Source organism: Streptococcus pseudopneumoniae, assembly GCF_001074565.1.
In the GTDB taxonomy this organism is placed as follows: Bacteria; Bacillota; Bacilli; order Lactobacillales; family Streptococcaceae; genus Streptococcus; species Streptococcus pseudopneumoniae_J.
On record NZ_JUQX01000029.1, the window covers coordinates 1 to 16,379 of the forward strand.

16 protein-coding genes are annotated in these 16,379 nt (G+C 41.6%); 12 read left to right on the plus strand and 4 right to left on the minus strand.

What is annotated here, in order from left to right:
* Window positions 1-110: 110 nt before the first annotated feature.
* The 4 genes from ADI74_RS04120 to ADI74_RS04135 all read right to left on the minus strand — a co-directional run bounded on the left by ADI74_RS04120 (window position 111) and on the right by ADI74_RS04135 (window position 3,784).
* Window positions 111-410 carry a DUF1827 family protein gene (locus tag ADI74_RS04120; protein WP_000767191.1) on the minus strand — a complete coding sequence of 100 codons (300 nt, stop codon included), beginning with the start codon at window positions 408-410 and terminating at the stop codon, window positions 111-113.
* Between the two features lie 58 nt (window positions 411-468).
* On the minus strand, window positions 469-921 hold the full coding sequence (locus ADI74_RS04125; protein ID WP_049537197.1) for an NUDIX hydrolase: 453 nt from the start codon (window positions 919-921) through the stop codon (window positions 469-471).
* Between the two features lie 131 nt (window positions 922-1,052).
* The gene (locus ADI74_RS04130; protein ID WP_049537199.1) at window positions 1,053-3,317 is read right to left on the minus strand and encodes an ATP-dependent Clp protease ATP-binding subunit; all 2,265 of its coding nucleotides are present in this window, start codon (window positions 3,315-3,317) and stop codon (window positions 1,053-1,055) included.
* Between the two features lie 236 nt (window positions 3,318-3,553).
* Window positions 3,554-3,784 carry a DUF1797 family protein gene (locus ADI74_RS04135; protein WP_000443579.1) on the minus strand — a complete coding sequence of 77 codons (231 nt, stop codon included), beginning with the start codon at window positions 3,782-3,784 and terminating at the stop codon, window positions 3,554-3,556.
* A 190-nt stretch (window positions 3,785-3,974) separates the two neighbouring features.
* Here ADI74_RS04135 and ADI74_RS04140 point away from each other — a divergent pair, with 190 nt between their 5' ends.
* The 12 genes from ADI74_RS04140 to gyrB all read left to right on the plus strand — a co-directional run bounded on the left by ADI74_RS04140 (window position 3,975) and on the right by gyrB (window position 16,365).
* Window positions 3,975-4,658 carry an amino acid ABC transporter permease gene (locus ADI74_RS04140; protein ID WP_001011622.1) on the plus strand — a complete coding sequence of 228 codons (684 nt, stop codon included), beginning with the start codon at window positions 3,975-3,977 and terminating at the stop codon, window positions 4,656-4,658.
* Complete coding sequence (locus tag ADI74_RS04145; RefSeq protein WP_049537200.1) at window positions 4,658-5,392, plus strand: amino acid ABC transporter ATP-binding protein; 735 nt, start codon at window positions 4,658-4,660, stop codon at window positions 5,390-5,392. The genes ADI74_RS04140 and ADI74_RS04145 overlap by 1 nt, the downstream gene beginning before the upstream one ends.
* 33 nt (window positions 5,393-5,425) lie before the next feature.
* Window positions 5,426-5,746 carry a TfoX/Sxy family protein gene (locus ADI74_RS04150; protein WP_049537201.1) on the plus strand — a complete coding sequence of 107 codons (321 nt, stop codon included), beginning with the start codon at window positions 5,426-5,428 and terminating at the stop codon, window positions 5,744-5,746.
* A 149-nt stretch (window positions 5,747-5,895) separates the two neighbouring features.
* Complete coding sequence (locus ADI74_RS04155) at window positions 5,896-6,753, plus strand: bifunctional methylenetetrahydrofolate dehydrogenase/methenyltetrahydrofolate cyclohydrolase (RefSeq protein WP_000057225.1); 858 nt, start codon at window positions 5,896-5,898, stop codon at window positions 6,751-6,753.
* Window positions 6,754-6,757: 4 nt separating this feature from the next.
* Window positions 6,758-7,531: an HAD hydrolase family protein gene (locus tag ADI74_RS04160; protein WP_049537202.1), complete on the plus strand. Its 774-nt coding sequence runs from the start codon at window positions 6,758-6,760 to the stop codon at window positions 7,529-7,531.
* Between the two features lie 53 nt (window positions 7,532-7,584).
* A complete protein-coding gene (locus ADI74_RS04165; RefSeq protein ID WP_049537203.1) occupies window positions 7,585-8,406 on the plus strand; it encodes a hypothetical protein in 822 nt (273 codons plus the stop codon).
* Window positions 8,407-8,420: 14 nt separating this feature from the next.
* A complete protein-coding gene (locus ADI74_RS04170) occupies window positions 8,421-9,272 on the plus strand; it encodes an NAD(P)H-hydrate dehydratase (protein ID WP_049537206.1) in 852 nt (283 codons plus the stop codon).
* 199 nt (window positions 9,273-9,471) lie between these two features.
* Window positions 9,472-11,961 carry a bifunctional DnaQ family exonuclease/ATP-dependent helicase gene (locus tag ADI74_RS04175; RefSeq protein ID WP_049537397.1) on the plus strand — a complete coding sequence of 830 codons (2,490 nt, stop codon included), beginning with the start codon at window positions 9,472-9,474 and terminating at the stop codon, window positions 11,959-11,961.
* A 5-nt stretch (window positions 11,962-11,966) separates the two neighbouring features.
* Complete coding sequence (locus tag ADI74_RS04180) at window positions 11,967-13,190, plus strand: FtsW/RodA/SpoVE family cell cycle protein (protein WP_049537208.1); 1,224 nt, start codon at window positions 11,967-11,969, stop codon at window positions 13,188-13,190.
* 12 nt (window positions 13,191-13,202) lie between these two features.
* Window positions 13,203-13,757 carry a DJ-1 family glyoxalase III gene (locus ADI74_RS04185; protein WP_049537209.1) on the plus strand — a complete coding sequence of 185 codons (555 nt, stop codon included), beginning with the start codon at window positions 13,203-13,205 and terminating at the stop codon, window positions 13,755-13,757.
* A gap of 84 nt (window positions 13,758-13,841) precedes the next feature.
* A complete protein-coding gene (locus ADI74_RS04190; protein WP_049537399.1) occupies window positions 13,842-14,405 on the plus strand; it encodes an HAD-IA family hydrolase in 564 nt (187 codons plus the stop codon).
* Between the two features lie 13 nt (window positions 14,406-14,418).
* Window positions 14,419-16,365, plus strand: a complete 1,947-nt coding sequence (gene gyrB, locus ADI74_RS04195) for a DNA topoisomerase (ATP-hydrolyzing) subunit B (RefSeq protein ID WP_049537211.1) — start codon at window positions 14,419-14,421, stop codon at window positions 16,363-16,365.
* Window positions 16,366-16,379: the final 14 nt, after the last annotated feature.

Sequence of the window (16,379 nt, forward strand, 5' to 3'; positions counted from 1 at the left end):
ATAATAAAAACACCCCAAAAGTTAGATTTTTTTCTGTCTAACTTTTGGGGTGCAGTTCAGGGCCTACCAATCTTTTTTTGCAAAAGAAAACCAGCTTTTGGCTGGCTTTCTTATTTTGTAGGAATAGAAATTTCAATCAATTTATCTGAATAAAGCGTCTTGATATTAGCTTCATCGATATTATCTTTATCGATTTTGCGTTTCATGAAGAAATCTTGGATGGTTTCGATTTCTGGTTCACGAATAGCGCGGTGTTTGTTGGAAATGAGGATTTCATAGTGAAGCGGAGCTTGAGTGAAAATCACATCTGTGTTCCCAGCTGAATAGACCTCAACAAGCGTTGCGTCAGTGCTTTCTAATTGGCTTTTAACAAGTTGCGAGTGTGAATTAGTCGTGTTGATAAGCTTCATAATAGTTCCTCCGATTTTCTAACTCTATTATAGCACTTTTTGGATAAAATCGTGTATTTTAGCCAATTCCATGCTGGATTTTCCAAGCTTCAATTCCCCATTTGTGGCTACCACGTTTGAGTTTTTCTATTGCCTGGTCAATAGGAAACCAAGCAATATGATTAAAGTCTTCTAAAGGTTTTTGTACTTCTTGGAAAGAAGTGGCTTCGTAGAGATAAGCTGGATTGTAGTAGTAGGTGTCACGGTGGCGAGAGTAGAAATACTCATCAGCTTGTCCGTAATAGGTCCCGATTTCAGCAGTAAAACCGAGTTCTTCGATGAGTTCTCTCTTCAGTGCTTCTTGATGGTCTTCGCCCTCTTCAATCTCTCCACCTGGCAAGAACCAAGCCCCATTGGGAGCTTGAACTAAAACGATTTGTTTTTTATCAGGATCAGGAATAACTGCGTACACACCATAGCGGTGCTGGTAGGTCACATTTTCTTTTTTTTCACCAAAAGTTGGGTTGGCCATTGAACTATCCTCATTCTTTAGTATCTTTATTATTATCATAATGGACGAGGGGCAAGCTGTCAAGAATTTACAGTTATTTTAGTAAAAAAAGGTGCAGAAATTGCTAGACTTTCTGCACCTGTTAGATCGTTTTATTCTTCTTTTTCAGAAGCAATCTCTTCTATTTTTTCAGTCTTTTTAGCAGATTTGATTTGTATCTTACCATTGCTTGTCATTATGGCCTTGAGATCTTTCTCACTTGGATTTCCAAGGTAGTAGTCAGTGATTGCGTCCTCGATATAGTCTTGAATGGTACGGCGGAGTGGGCGTGCTCCCATTTTTGGATCATATCCCAAGTCAACCAATTTTTCCTTGACCTTGTCTGTCACATATAGGTGGATGTTATTGCTTGCTAGACGGTCATTGACATCTGCTAACATAAGGTCGACGATTTGGAGAAGGTTGTCCTTGCTGAGAGCTTTGAACTCGATGATGCCGTCAAAACGGTTCATAAATTCTGGGCTAAAGAAGTTGCCGAGTTCTCCGAGGACAGAGTTGGTCCGACCTTCGCGAGCGGCTCCAAAACCAACGCTAGCTTCAGCCTTGCCAGTCCCAGCATTTGAAGTCATGATAATGATAGCATCCTTGAAGCTAACAGTGCGTCCTTGTCCGTCTGTCAAACGACCATCGTCCAAGACTTGAAGGAACATGTGCATGACATCAGGATGAGCTTTTTCGACTTCATCGAGAAGGATGAGAGAGTAGGGATTGCGACGCACTTTTTCTGTTAGTTGCCCAGCTTCATCATAGCCAACATAACCTGGAGGGGCTCCGACCAATTTAGCCACACTGTGTTTTTCCATGTATTCACTCATATCAAAGCGAATCATGCTGTCAGCAGAACCAAAGAGTTCAATGGCTAGTTGTTTGGACAGTTCTGTCTTACCGACACCAGTTGGTCCGACAAAGAGGAAGCTTCCGATTGGACGGTTGAGAGTTCCAAGTCCAACACGATTACGACGGATGGCTTTGGCAATCTTATCGACAGCCTCGTCTTGTCCGATAACATGGGACTTGAGGTCTTCTGCTAGATGGATGAGTTGAGACTGTTCTTTTTCTTTTAGTTCACCAACAGGGATATTGGTTTTCTGCTCGATGATGTGTTCAATGGTTTTCTCGCTGATGATTGGAGTATCCTGATCGGTCACCTTTTTCTTCTGCATTTCCTTGTACTTGGCAATCTGATCACGGAAGTAGGCAGCTTTTTCAAAGTCTTCCTCTCGTGTAGCTTGAGCCTTGAGCTTCTCAGCCTCAATTAAACGCTGGTCGATCACTTTGGGATCCACAAAGTTTAGGGTCAGATTCATCTTTGAACCGGCTTCGTCCAAAAGGTCAATAGCCTTGTCAGGTAGGAAGCGGTCCTGAATGTAGCGATTGGATAGATTTGCAGCAGCTTCTATAGCCGCATCAGTATACTTGACGTGATGGTAGTCTTCGTATTTCTTTTGAACCCCTTTGAGGATGATAATGGTTTCTTCGACAGTTGGTTCATCTACCTTGACAGGCTGCATACGGCGCTCGAGAGCAGCATCTTTTTCAATGATGCGGTATTCATTGAGAGTGGTAGCACCAACCAATTGCAATTCACCACGGGCAAGGGCAGGTTTGAGGATATTTCCTGCATCCATATTGCCATCACCAGCAGATCCTGCGCCGACAATTTCATGGATTTCATCGATAAAGAGAATGATATCCTCACGATTGCGTATCTCTTCCATGAGCTTTTGCATACGCTCTTCAAATTGACCTCGGATACCTGTTCCTTGAACTAGGCTGACCACATCCAAACGGATGACTTGCTTGCCTTGGAGTTTATGGGGAACATCACCATCAACGATTTTTTGAGCCAGACCTTCAACAACGGCTGTTTTACCAACACCTGGTTCACCGATAAGGACAGGATTGTTCTTGGTTCGACGGTTGAGGATTTCGATAACACGGATTATTTCTTCGTCTCGACCGATAACAGGGTCAATATCTCCTCGACGGGCAATCTCAGTAACATTGATCCCATACTCTTCTAGGAGACCTTTCTCTTGACTTGGAGGTGGTGTTTGAGCTGGTCCGCGATTTTGGGAACCAAAACCACCATTGCCACCATATCCACCACCTGACTGGGTTGGAGGAACATTATTATTTGAAGAGGGTCTAAAGTTATTCAGATCATTAAAGAAGTCTCCAAATGGATCAAAATCACGATTGTTTAAATCTGTAATGCCTTTGAATAAGCTATTGTTAGGATCTGTTTTGATAATTTTATAGCAATTTTGACAGAGATCAATTTGTTTTTGCTGTCCATTGAGATTGGTATAAAGATGAATTGTTGAGTCGTTAATTTTACAGTTTTGACAGAGCATACATCTACCTCATTTCATTCTTACCCTTGGCCTGATAAAAGGTCAAAAATAGTCAAAGTTTTTATATTCTCATTATAGCATGATTAAGGTGTAAAGCAAGTAAAAAGATTGGGCTAGGGAGATTTCGAGAGAAAGTTCTCTACGAAAATCTCGGTTGCTGATGGTAAGAAAAAATCCTATTTGCAGGGACAAAAAGGATTCTCGTTCATCAGTCAGGTTTCCCCGCTGTTATTCTATTAGTAAAGGAGTTCGTAGATCTCCATTGCAATCAAGTCAATGCTATCAAAGGTATAGGTTTCACGTGCTTCAACATCGCGAAGGGTGAAGAGTGATCCATTTTCTTCGTCATAGCTGTAAGCAACTTCTGCAACAACAACTCCTTCACGTTCAAAATTACGTTTTAGATTTCCGCCATCTTTTGTCATAGCTTCTAGGCGGTTGATGATTCTAACCAAATGTGATTCCATTATGATTCTCCTCCATTTCTTATCGTTACTATTTTACCATAAACCACGGGGACTTGACTAGAAAAAACTAAGATTTCTCGCTATTTCTCTTTTGCATAAAATTATTGGTGAAAACCAGTGAAAAAAGATTGAATTTTAATTCAATTCATGTTATAATCATACAATCTGATATTTAGAAAGCTGAGTTTATATGAATTTTTCTTTTTTACCAAAGTATTTACCGTATTTTAACTATGGTGCTCTGATTACCGTATTGATTTCCATCCTTGTTGTCTGCTTAGGTACCATTATAGGTGTGTTGCTGGCCTTTGCTCAGCGATCACGCTTTAAACCGCTCGTTTGGTTTGCAAATGTGTATGTTTGGATCTTCCGTGGAACTCCGATGATGGTTCAGATTATGATTGCCTTTGCTCTTATGCATATCAATGCTCCGACTATCCAAGTGGGAATTTTAGGAGTTGATCTTTCTCGTTTGATTCCTGGTATTCTGATTATTTCTATGAACAGTGGAGCTTACGTTTCAGAAACTGTTCGTGCGGGGATCAATGCGGTTCCTAAAGGGCAGTTAGAGGCCGCATATTCTCTCGGTATTCGTCCGAAAAATGCCATGCGTTATGTCATTTTGCCACAAGCTATCAAAAATATTCTTCCAGCTCTGGGAAATGAATTTATCACCATTATCAAGGATAGTTCCCTCTTGTCTGCGATTGGGGTGATGGAGTTGTGGAATGGTGCAACGACAGTAGCAACAACAACTTATTTACCATTGACTCCACTTTTATTTGCAGCCTTTTACTATTTGATTATGACCTCTGTTTTGACAGTGGCGTTGAAAGCATTTGAAAAACATATTGGACAAGGAGATAAGAAATAATGACAGAAACCTTGATTAAAATTGAAGAACTACATAAATCTTTTGGGAAAAATGAAGTTTTAAAAGGCATCAATCTTGAGATTAAACGTGGAGAAGTTGTGGTCATTATCGGTCCGTCAGGCAGCGGGAAATCAACTCTCCTTCGTTCGATGAATCTCCTTGAAGAAGCAAGTAAAGGTAAGGTTATCTTTGAAGGAGTTGATATCACTGATAAGAAAAATGACCTTTTTGCCATGCGTGAAAAGATGGGTATGGTATTCCAACAATTCAACCTCTTTCCTAATATGACAGTGATGGAAAATATCACTTTATCACCAATTAAAACCAAAGGTGAAAGCAAGGAAGTTGCGGAGAAAAGAGCACAGGAACTGTTAGAAAAAGTTGGCTTGCCAGATAAGGCGACGGCTTATCCTCAGAGTTTATCAGGTGGTCAGCAACAACGGATTGCCATTGCACGTGGACTGGCTATGGAACCAGATGTTTTGCTTTTTGATGAGCCGACTTCAGCCCTAGATCCTGAGATGGTTGGAGAAGTTCTAGCTGTTATGCAAGACCTTGCCAAGTCAGGGATGACTATGGTGATTGTGACTCATGAAATGGGCTTTGTGCGTGAGGTAGCAGACCGTGTCATCTTTATGGCGGATGGAGTTGTTGTCGAAGATGGGACACCAGAGGAGATTTTCGATCAAACAAAAGAACAACGAACCAAGGAATTTTTGAGTAAGGTTTTGTAATACCTCATTTTTAGAAGAAATGGAGTAGGCATCATGGCTTCCAGTAAAGAATATTTAGATTTTATTCTCGAACAGCTATCAGAGCTAGAGGAGATGAGTTATCGTCCAATGATGGGAGAGTATATCCTTTATTATCGTGGGAAGATTATTGGGGGAATCTATGATAATCGTTTGTTACTGAAGCCTGTGAAGCTGGTCATGGATCAACTGGGACAGACTAGGCTTGAACGTCCTTATGAAGGAGCTAAGGAGATGATTTTACTAGAAGAACTTGAAGATAAGTCATTTCTAGCGAGACTAATCAAGGAGATGTATGAAGTCTTACCGGCTCCAAAAGTTAAAAAGAAAGCATAACAGATTTACCTAATATCAATAGGAACTAAAAGCTCGACAAGAGCTTTTTCTTATAGTTTCAAACTATAAGGTCTATTAGTCAGGAAGTGTTAGAATGGCAAGTTATTTTTTGATATAATAGAGGATATTTGATAGAAAAGAGAAGAGATATGGCACAGATTATCGATGGGAAGGCTCTTGCAGCTAAGTTACAAGGACAGTTGGCTGAAAAGACGGCTAAACTAAAAGAAGAAACAGGTCTAGTTCCAGGATTGGTAGTGATTTTGGTGGGAGACAATCCTGCCAGCCAAGTCTACGTTCGCAACAAGGAACGGTCAGCTCTTGCTGCAGGATTCCGTAGTGAAGTAGTGCGAGTTCCAGAGACCATTACCCAAGCGGAATTGTTAGACTTGATTGCCAAATACAATCAAGATCCAGCTTGGCATGGGATTTTGGTTCAATTACCTTTGCCAAAACATATTGACGAAGAGGCAGTTTTATTAGCCATTGACCCCGAAAAAGACGTGGATGGTTTCCATCCCCTAAACATGGGTCGCCTCTGGTCTGGTCATCCAGTTATGATTCCTTCAACACCTGCAGGAATTATGGAGATGTTTCATGAATATGGGATTGATCTAGAAGGTAAAAATGCGGTTGTTATCGGTCGTTCAAATATCGTTGGGAAACCAATGGCTCAGCTTCTTTTAGCCAAGAATGCGACTGTGACTTTGACTCACTCACGCACCCATCATCTTGCCAAGGTGGCTGCTAAGGCAGATATTCTAGTGGTTGCCATCGGTCGCGCTAAGTTTGTGACTGCTGACTTTGTCAAACCAGGAGCGGTTGTCATTGACGTTGGGATGAACCGAGATGAAAATGGCAAGCTTTGTGGAGATGTTGATTATGATGCTGTTGCACCACTTGCCAGCCACATCACACCTGTACCGGGTGGAGTTGGCCCTATGACGATTACCATGCTAATGGAGCAAACCTATCAGGCAGCGCTTCGAACACTAAACAAGGACTAGGAAGATGAAATTCGTATTTGACCTGGATGGAACGCTATCTTTTGACTATATGACTATAGATGAAGAGATTCAGCAGGTTCTTTTAAAGGCTGAAGATTATGGGCATGAGGTTGTCTTTGCCTCAGCTCGCTCTTATCGGGATTGCTTGGGTTTATTAGGTTCCGAACTCAGTCAGCGCCTGGTCATAGGTTTGAATGGAGGCGTAGCCTATTACTTGGGGAAGACTATCTTCGAAAGGAATCTTGATGCTAAAGTTTATCAGGCGCTAATAGATTATTGCCAGACCTATAATCTCCCTTTCTTTGTGGACGATCGCTTTGACTATAGTGGTCAAATTGTGGAGAAGATTCCATTTATTTCCAGTGTGGATCCCCTAAAGGTAGCTCGTCATCAGAAACTCGAGGACTTAGGGACTCCGATTAAGGTAGTCGTTTATATGGGTGACCACGAGGAATTGCTTGATGATTTGCTTGGTCAGTTAGAAAGACTAGGACAGGCTCATCTCTCCTATCATGCGCATGAAAAGTGCCTCTATGTTAATCCCTTGGATACTCATAAGGCGACAACTGTTGAAAAACTATGTGGGGAGAACTTCATAGCTTTTGGAAATGACCAAAACGATATTGAACTATTTAAAACGTCTCTCTATTCTGTCCAGATAGGAGATTTTGCTGGCCTTACTCCATATGCAGATGACACGTTAGAGCAAAAAGGAGAACCTTCTCCAGCAGTGGCAGCTAAAATCTTACAGACTTTTGCGGAATTTAAGGGAAAATAGTGTAGAAGGAGGTCCGAGCCTCCTTTTGTAGTATAATGGAGTGAGGTGATTAGATGATTTTAAAAATTTATAATGGAGAATATAGTTTACAATGGGATGGAATATACTACTTAGCACTATTTGATTATCCAAATATTCAAGAGTGGGAATTAGAAAAAATTGCTAAATTTATAGCTTACGAAAAACTTCATAAACGTCAAACAAGTATCGAGTGTGCTGATTCTTGTTTAAAAAAAGAGATTTTAGATTACATCTGTCAGCATCCCTTTCTTCCACCATTTACCCCTACAGATAAAAGAGTAGCTTCGACTTATGACCTACATAAGAGGTTAGTGACTTCAGACTACTGTAGTCATACTACGACTATAGATGCAGCGATTTCTATTTTTAAAACAGGTCAGCTCTTATCTGCTGTGAAAGCCTTTAGGCGAGATGCTGAGGAGTTGGTTTTGGATAGTCGAAATGCTGCATCTGATCCGAAAGATTATTTTGACTATGTCATGTTAGGATGGTCAAATACAAGTTCTGGTTATCGATTGGCGATGGAGCGTTTATTAGGTCGAGCTCCCTCAGAGAAAGAATTACAAGATAAGTTTATTCCTGGAGTAAGTTTTCATTTTATCTATACAGATTTGATTAAAGTTCCTGGTTATATTTTTGATGGTTACCATGTTGCAAAAATTAAGGACATGCTTAATTTATTAAGTGAGTTGTATATTTGCATTATTCCAACTCATAATAAGTGCCAATTTGAAAATATTATTCCAACTAAAATACAAGATAGGGTGCATTATCTTGACTATGCTGGAGAAGACTTAGAAGAGTGGACTAAGAAAGTCTATCAAGTTGTTTTAAAACAATCAGATAAAGGATAGTTGAGGAAAAAACGATGAAAGTGATTGATCAAACTTTATTAGAAAAAGTCATTATTGAACGTTGTCGTCACAGTCATAAGGGAGATTACGGTCGTCTGCTCTTGCTGGGAGGGACCTATCCTTATGGGGGAGCTATCATCATGTCAGCCATTGCAGCTGTCAAAAGTGGGGCAGGGTTGGTGACTGTTGGCACGGATAAGGAGAATATTCCGGCTCTGCACAGCCATTTACCTGAGGCCATGGCTTTTTCTCTTCAAGACCAGCAATTGTTAAAAGAACAGTTGGAAAAGGCTGAAGTTGTCTTGTTAGGTCCGGGCTTGCGAGAGGATGCATTTGGAGAAAAACTCGTAAAACGGGTTTTTGATGAGCTCAGAAATGACCAGATTTTGATTGCAGATGGCGGTGCTTTGGGCATCTTAGCAAAAGGCCAGTTACCATTCCCTTTCAGTCAGCTCATCCTAACTCCCCACCAAAAGGAATGGGAAAGACTGTCTGGTATAGTTCTTGACCATCAAAATACAGAGACGACTGCTAGGGCTCTTTCAGCTTTTCCTCAAGAAACGATTCTTATCGAGAAAGGTCCAGCGACTCGTATCTGGCAAGTCGGTCAGTCTGAATATTATCAATTAGAAGTCGGAGGCCCCTATCAAGCAACTGGTGGGATGGGAGATACTCTAGCTGGGATGATTGCTGGTTTTGCAGGTCAGTTTCACCAAGTCAGTCTCTATGAGAGAGTGGTGGTAGCGACTCACCTTCATTCAGCTATCGCGCAAGAACTAGCTCAAGAAAATTACCTTGTCTTGCCTACCGAAATTAGTAAAACTCTTCCGAAAACAATGAAAAAGATATCTCAAAAAGGCAGCTAATACCTTGGTTGTCTTTTTATGTTGATGTAGGTTTGTTGATAAGGTTTTCAAATACCTCAGAACCAGCAATCAACTGCTGAACTTACGAGGAATTCTCACTTTTAAGGTCTTGATTTTTACTCAAACTCAAAAGGAAAGTGAGATTGTTATCAAAGTTGAGGGGTGTCAAATCATGCTTTTTTTGATATAATTTTTAATGATGAATGCAAGAAATGATCGGTATGTGGTCGTTGATTTAGAGGCGACCAGCACCGGAAGCAAGGCAAAAATTATTCAAGTAGGCATTGTGGTGATTGAGAATGGTGAAATCATCGATCAGTATGCGACTGATGTCAATCCCCACGAACCCTTGGATTCTCATATCAAAGAATTAACAGGTCTGACCGATCAGCGTTTGGCTGCAGCGCCAGAGTTTTCTCAGGTGGCTGGAAAAATTTTTGAATTGGTTAAGGACGGTATTTTTGTTGCGCACAATGTACAGTTTGATGCCAACCTTCTTGCAGAATTCCTCTTTTTTGAAGGATATGAATTGCGCACACCGCGGGTGGATACTGTTGAGCTTGCTCAAGTTCTGTATCCTCAGTTTGAAAAGTATAACTTAGGTATCCTTTGTCAAGAGTTGGGCATTGAGCTGGAACATGCCCATACTGCCCTGTCAGATGCTCAGGCAACAGCTGAACTCTTGCTTTACATGCATCAAAAACTATTTGAGTTACCAAAAGGGCTTTTAGAAAGCTTGTTAAACCTTGCAGACAACCTTCTCTATGAAAGTTATCTGGTGATTGAGGAGGTCTATCAGCAACAATCGCTCTTATCTTCGCCAGACCTGATGGAGCTTCATGGGCTTTTCCTCAAAAAGGAAAGCAAAGGCTTAGTCCCACGAAAGTTATCCAAAGATTTTGCTAAAAATATTTCTTTATTGGGGCTGGAGGAGCGTCCGCAACAGTTGGAATTTGCGGAGAAGGTTGAGCACTTATTGGAAGAACACCAGACTTCCTTCATTCAAGCTCAAACAGGACTAGGCAAGACTTATGGTTATCTCCTCCCAGCTTTGAACTTGGAGAGTCAAGCAGGTGTCCTAGTGAGTGTTCCGACCAAAATTCTTCAAAATCAAATCATACAAGAAGAAGGTCAGCGCTTAAAAGAGGTCTTCCATCTGGAAATTCATAGTCTCAAGGGGCCTCAAAATTATTTAAAACTGGATGCCTTTCACCGAGTTCTCCATCGACCGGAGTCCAATCGCCTTTTCACACGCTTTAAAATGCAACTGCTCATCTGGCTAACAGAGACAGAGACTGGCGACTTGGACGAAATCGGGCAACTTTATCGCTATCAGCACTTTCTGCCTGAACTAGTCCACGATGGTAAGCTTTCAAAGAAAAGCCTATTTGCTACAGAGGATTTTTGGAAACGAGGGCAGGAAAAGGCCAAGACCAGTCGTGTTCTCTTGACCAATCATGCCTATCTGATCACTCGTTTGGAAGACAATCCAGAGTTTGTCGACAACCGTTTGCTGATCTTGGATGAAGCTCAAAAAATGCTGCTAGCTCTCGAAAATCTAGCCCAGCAGGTTTATCGTCTTGAGGAACTTGTAACCCAGCTTGATAAGTCCTTGGAGACAGAGGAAGATTTGGTTCAGAAACGCTTGCTTGAGAGTATCGGCTTTGAATGTCGTTACTTGATGGAGCACTATCAGTCAGATCTGAAGAATGGAAAGTGGTTGGATTCTCTCGAACACTTGCGCCAGCATTTTTCGGAGCTAGCTCTCCCAGAGTATAGAGAGCTTGCAAACTTTTTCACCTCGGACCGTGAATTTTGGCTTGCTACAGCAGAGAAATCTAGCAAGGATGTCTTGATTTGTTCAAGCAAAAAAGGTCGCTTTATACTAGCAGACTTATTGCCAGAAGATTGTAGGCTCCTAGGAGTATCAGCTACTCTTGAAATCAGCAATCGAGTTTCCCTAGCAGATTTATTGGGCTTTCCAGATGCTCCGCTTTTTAGGCTTGATGTAGCAAAACAGGAGCAACAAGAAGTCTATCTAATTGATGACTTTCCTCTCGTTACCGAAGTTTCGCCTTTTGACTATGCGAGTGAAGTAGCTTCTGTCATTCGAAGGTTACAAGCCTTTCAAGAACCCTTATTGGTTTTGTTTACCTCAAAAGAGATGTTGCTGATAGTTTCAGATTTGCTAGACCAACCGCATCTAGCTCAGTATAAAAATGGAGAACCAAGCCAACTGAAAAAACGTTTTGAAAAAGGCGAACGTCAGATATTGCTTGGAACAGGTAGTTTCTGGGAAGGAGTTGATTTTTCAACCCATCCATTTGTACTTCAAGTGATTCCGAGATTGCCTTTCCAAAATCCCCAAGAACCGTTAACCAAAAAATTAAACCAAGAACTACGTCGTGAAGGAAAAAATCCCTTCTATGATTATCAATTGCCGATGGCTATTATTCGGCTAAAACAAGCATTAGGTCGAACTGTTAGACGGCCTGACCAAGGTTCGGTTGCTGTAATCTTAGACAGTCGTGTCGTCAGCAAGCGCTATGGCAAACAAATTTCCCAAACCTTGTCAAAAGAAAGAAAGGTTCGGGTCCTTGCTAGAGAACAGCTAGAGTCTGCAGTAGCAGATTTTCTACAATCTCGTCGCAATAGAATGAAAGAAAAATCCAAGAAAGAGAAAAGGTAAAAAATATGAAACGTTCCTTCGACTCTCGAGTCGACTATAGTCTTCTTCTACCAGTATTTTGTCTACTGGTGATTGGAGTAGTGGCTATTTATATAGCAGTTAGCCATGACTATCCAAATAATGTATTACCAATTCTAGGCCAGCAAATCGCTTGGATTGCCTTGGGTCTTGTCATTGGATTTGTGGTCATGTTCTTTAATACCGAGTTTTTATGGAAGGTGACTCCCTATCTTTATGGTCTAGGGCTAGCTTTGATGGTCCTACCTCTTGTTTTTTACAATCCGAGTTTGGTAGCTTCTACGGGTGCTAAAAACTGGGTGTCAATTGGAGGGACAACACTTTTTCAACCATCTGAGTTCATGAAGATTTCCTACATCTTGATTTTAGCTCGAGTCATTGTGCAATTCACTCAAAAGCACAAGGAGTGGCGCCGAACCATCCCTTTGGATTTCCTGCTGATTATTTGGATGATTGGCTTTACTATCCCAGTGCTGGTCCTTTTAGCCCTACAAAGTGACTTGGGGACTGCCTTGGTCTTTGTAGCTATTTTTGCAGGTATGGTTCTCCTTTCAGGGGTTTCGTGGAAGATTATCATTCCAGTTTTTGTTACAGGAGTAACTGCAGTAGCAGGCTTTCTAGTAATTTTTATCAGTAAAGATGGACGTGCTTTCTTGCACCAGATTGGGATGCCGACCTACCAGATTAACCGTATTTTGGCTTGGCTCAATCCCTTTGACTTCGCGCAAACAACAACTTACCAACAGGCTCAGGGCCAGATTGCTATTGGAAGTGGTGGCTTGTTTGGACAAGGTTTCAATGTTTCCAATCTCCTCATTCCAGTACGTGAGAGTGATATGATTTTCACCGTAATTGCGGAAGATTTTGGCTTCATAGGATCAGTCTTTGTCATTGCATTGTACTTACTTCTTATTTATCGGATGTTGAAGATTACGCTCAGATCAAATAACCAGTTCTATACCTATATTTCGACTGGCTTTATCATGATGCTGCTCTTCCATATCTTTGAAAATATTGGCGCAGTGACTGGCTTACTTCCTCTGACCGGGATACCTTTACCTTTCATCTCTCAAGGGGGGTCCGCAATTATTAGTAACCTTATCGGAGTTGGTCTCCTCTTATCTATGAGTTACCAGACCAATCTAGCTGAAGAAAAGAGTGGGAAAATTCCATTCAAACGAAAAAAAGTCATCCTAAAACAAATCAAATAAGAGGAGGTCACTATGGCAAAAGTAGCAGTTATCTTAGCAAATGGCTTTGAAGAAATCGAAGCCTTGACAGTAGTCGATGTCTTGCGTCGAGCAAACATTTCCTGTGATATGGTAGGATTTGAGGAACAGGTGACAGGATCACATGACATTCAGGTAACAGCCAATCGTGTTTTTGATGGTGATTTATCCGACTATGACTTGCTCGTTCTGCCAGGTGGCATGCCTGGATCAGCAAATCTACGGGATAATCAAGCCCTTATTTCAGAGATTCAAGCCTTTAATCAAGAGGGAAAGAAGATTTCGGCTATCTGCGCAGCCCCAATCGCCCTCCATCAAGCGGGTGTTTTAAAAGACAAGCACTTTACCTGTTATGACGGTGTTCAGGAGCAAATTACTGACGGGATTTACCAAAAGCAAACAGTGGTTGTGGATGGCAATCTAACAACTAGCCGAGGACCGTCAACTGCCCTTGCCTTTGCCTATGAGTTGGTAGAGCAGTTGGGAGGAGATGCTGAAAGTTTACGAGTCGGCATGCTCTATCGAGATGTCTTTGGAAATCAACAGTAAAACGAGAGGCGAACTCTCGTTTTTTACTTGGAAAAATCTAGGAAATCATCGCTTTTTTCATAAAAAAATGGTATAATGAAGGGTATGAAATATCACGACTACATATGGGATTTAGGTGGTACCCTATTGGATAATTATGAGACTTCTACAGCAGCCTTTGTAGAAACCTTGGCCCAATATGGAATTGAGCAAGAACACGACCGTGTTTACGAAGCCTTGAAGGTTTCGACAGCTTTTGCCATTGAGAAGTTTGCCCCAGATATCGAGGATTTTTTAGAGAACTACAAAGAAAATGAAGCGCGCGAGCTAGAACATCCAGTTTTGTTTGAGGGAATTCCAGACTTACTTAAAGACATCTCTGACAAGGGTGGTCGTCATTTCTTGGTTTCTCATCGAAATGACCAAGTGCTAGAACTTCTTGCCAAGACCCAGATAGCCAACTACTTCACCGAAGTAGTGACTGCCAGTTCAGGTTTCAAACGAAAACCAGATCCTGAGTCCATGATTTATTTACGTGATAAGTATCATATTACATCTGGTTTGGTCATTGGTGACAGAAATATTGATGTAGAAGCAGGTAAAGCTGCAGGCCTAGATGCCTATCTTTTTGACAAAGTTGCAACATTGAGACCAGCAATAGACATGTAAGAAAAGGAAAAAAATGACAGAAGAAATCAAAAACCAACAGGCACAGGATTATGATGCCAGTCAAATTCAAGTTTTAGAAGGTCTGGAAGCCGTTCGTATGCGTCCAGGTATGTATATCGGATCGACTGCTAAAGAGGGGCTTCACCACCTAGTCTGGGAAATTGTTGATAACTCTATTGACGAGGCCTTGGCTGGATTTGCGAGTCATATCCAAGTCTTTATCGAACCTGATGATTCCATTACCGTTGTGGATGACGGTCGTGGAATTCCTGTTGATATTCAAGAAAAGACGGGACGTCCTGCTGTTGAGACAGTCTTTACGGTTCTTCACGCTGGAGGAAAATTCGGCGGTGGCGGATATAAGGTATCAGGTGGACTCCACGGAGTAGGTTCATCAGTAGTAAACGCTCTTTCAACGCAACTAGATGTTCATGTTCACAAAAACGGCAAAATTCATTACCAAGAATACCGTCGTGGTCATGTTGTTGCTGATCTTGAGGTCGTTGGAGATACAGATAAAACAGGAACAACAGTTCACTTTACACCAGACCCAGAGATTTTTACAGAAACAACGACTTTTGACTTTGAAAAATTAAACAAACGTGTTCAAGAATTAGCCTTTTTGAACCGAGGACTTCGAATTTCAATTACAGACAAGCGTGAAGGTCTCGAACAAACCAAGCATTATCACTATGAAGGTGGAATTGCTAGCTACGTTGAGTATATCAACGAAAATAAGGATGTTATCTTTGACAAACCAATCTATACAGATGGTGAAATGGATGATATCACAGTTGAAGTAGCCATGCAGTACACAACGAGTTACCACGAAAACGTCATGAGTTTCGCCAATAATATTCATACCCATGAAGGTGGAACACATGAGCAAGGTTTCCGTACGGCTCTGACTCGTGTTATCAACGATTATGCCCGCAAGAATAAACTGCTAAAAGACAATGAAGATAACCTAACAGGTGAGGATGTCCGTGAAGGATTGACAGCTGTTATCTCTGTCAAGCATCCAAACCCTCAGTTTGAAGGACAAACTAAGACCAAACTGGGAAATAGCGAAGTGGTTAAGATTACCAATCGCCTCTTCAGCGATGCCTTTTCTGATTTCCTCATGGAGAATCCACAGATCGCCAAGCGCATCGTGGAAAAAGGAATTTTGGCTGCCAAGGCTCGTGTAGCTGCTAAGCGTGCGCGTGAAGTCACTCGCAAGAAATCTGGCTTGGAAATTTCTAATCTTCCAGGGAAATTAGCAGACTGTTCTTCAAATAACCCTGCTGAAACCGAACTCTTCATCGTTGAGGGAGACTCAGCTGGTGGATCAGCTAAATCTGGTCGTAACCGTGAATTCCAAGCTATCTTGCCAATTCGTGGTAAGATCTTGAACGTTGAAAAAGCCAGCATGGATAAAATTCTTGCCAACGAAGAAATTCGAAGCCTTTTCACAGCCATGGGAACAGGATTTGGTGCAGAATTTGATGTCACTAAGGCTCGTTACCAAAAACTCGTTTTGATGACCGATGCCGATGTTGATGGAGCCCACATTCGAACCCTCTTACTGACTCTGATTTACCGCTACATGAAGCCAATTCTAGAAGCTGGATATGTCTACATTGCCCAACCGCCAATTTACGGAGTAAAAGTTGGAAGTGAGATTAAAGAATACATCCAGCCAGGTGCGGATCAAGAAATTAAACTCCAAGAAGCCTTAGCACGTCATAGTGAAGGGCGTTCAAAACCAACCATCCAACGTTATAAAGGTTTAGGAGAAATGGATGACCACCAATTGTGGGAAACAACCATGGATCCAGAACATCGCTTGATGGCGCGTGTTTCGGTAGATGATGCTGCCGAAGCAGATAAGATCTTTGATATGTTGATGGGGGATCGAGTAGAACCTCGTCGCGAATTTATTGAAGAAAACGCTGTTTATAGTACACTTGACGTCTAAAAATTGTGGGAAAT

Coding starts and splice junctions, on each gene's coding strand:
- ADI74_RS04170 (WP_049537206.1), top strand. CDS start 8,421: ATGAAAGTGATTGATCAAACTTTATTAGAAAAAGTCATTATTGAACGT.
- ADI74_RS04155 (WP_000057225.1), top strand. CDS start 5,896: ATGGCACAGATTATCGATGGGAAGGCTCTTGCAGCTAAGTTACAAGGA.
- ADI74_RS04180 (WP_049537208.1), top strand. CDS start 11,967: ATGAAACGTTCCTTCGACTCTCGAGTCGACTATAGTCTTCTTCTACCA.
- ADI74_RS04150 (WP_049537201.1), top strand. CDS start 5,426: ATGGCTTCCAGTAAAGAATATTTAGATTTTATTCTCGAACAGCTATCA.
- ADI74_RS04145 (WP_049537200.1), top strand. CDS start 4,658: ATGACAGAAACCTTGATTAAAATTGAAGAACTACATAAATCTTTTGGG.
- ADI74_RS04140 (WP_001011622.1), top strand. CDS start 3,975: ATGAATTTTTCTTTTTTACCAAAGTATTTACCGTATTTTAACTATGGT.
- ADI74_RS04120 (WP_000767191.1), bottom strand. CDS start 410: ATGAAGCTTATCAACACGACTAATTCACACTCGCAACTTGTTAAAAGC.
- ADI74_RS04190 (WP_049537399.1), top strand. CDS start 13,842: ATGAAATATCACGACTACATATGGGATTTAGGTGGTACCCTATTGGAT.
- ADI74_RS04165 (WP_049537203.1), top strand. CDS start 7,585: ATGATTTTAAAAATTTATAATGGAGAATATAGTTTACAATGGGATGGA.
- ADI74_RS04160 (WP_049537202.1), top strand. CDS start 6,758: ATGAAATTCGTATTTGACCTGGATGGAACGCTATCTTTTGACTATATG.
- ADI74_RS04135 (WP_000443579.1), bottom strand. CDS start 3,784: ATGGAATCACATTTGGTTAGAATCATCAACCGCCTAGAAGCTATGACA.
- gyrB (WP_049537211.1), top strand. CDS start 14,419: ATGACAGAAGAAATCAAAAACCAACAGGCACAGGATTATGATGCCAGT.
- ADI74_RS04175 (WP_049537397.1), top strand. CDS start 9,472: ATGAATGCAAGAAATGATCGGTATGTGGTCGTTGATTTAGAGGCGACC.
- ADI74_RS04125 (WP_049537197.1), bottom strand. CDS start 921: ATGGCCAACCCAACTTTTGGTGAAAAAAAAGAAAATGTGACCTACCAG.
- ADI74_RS04185 (WP_049537209.1), top strand. CDS start 13,203: ATGGCAAAAGTAGCAGTTATCTTAGCAAATGGCTTTGAAGAAATCGAA.
- ADI74_RS04130 (WP_049537199.1), bottom strand. CDS start 3,317: ATGCTCTGTCAAAACTGTAAAATTAACGACTCAACAATTCATCTTTAT.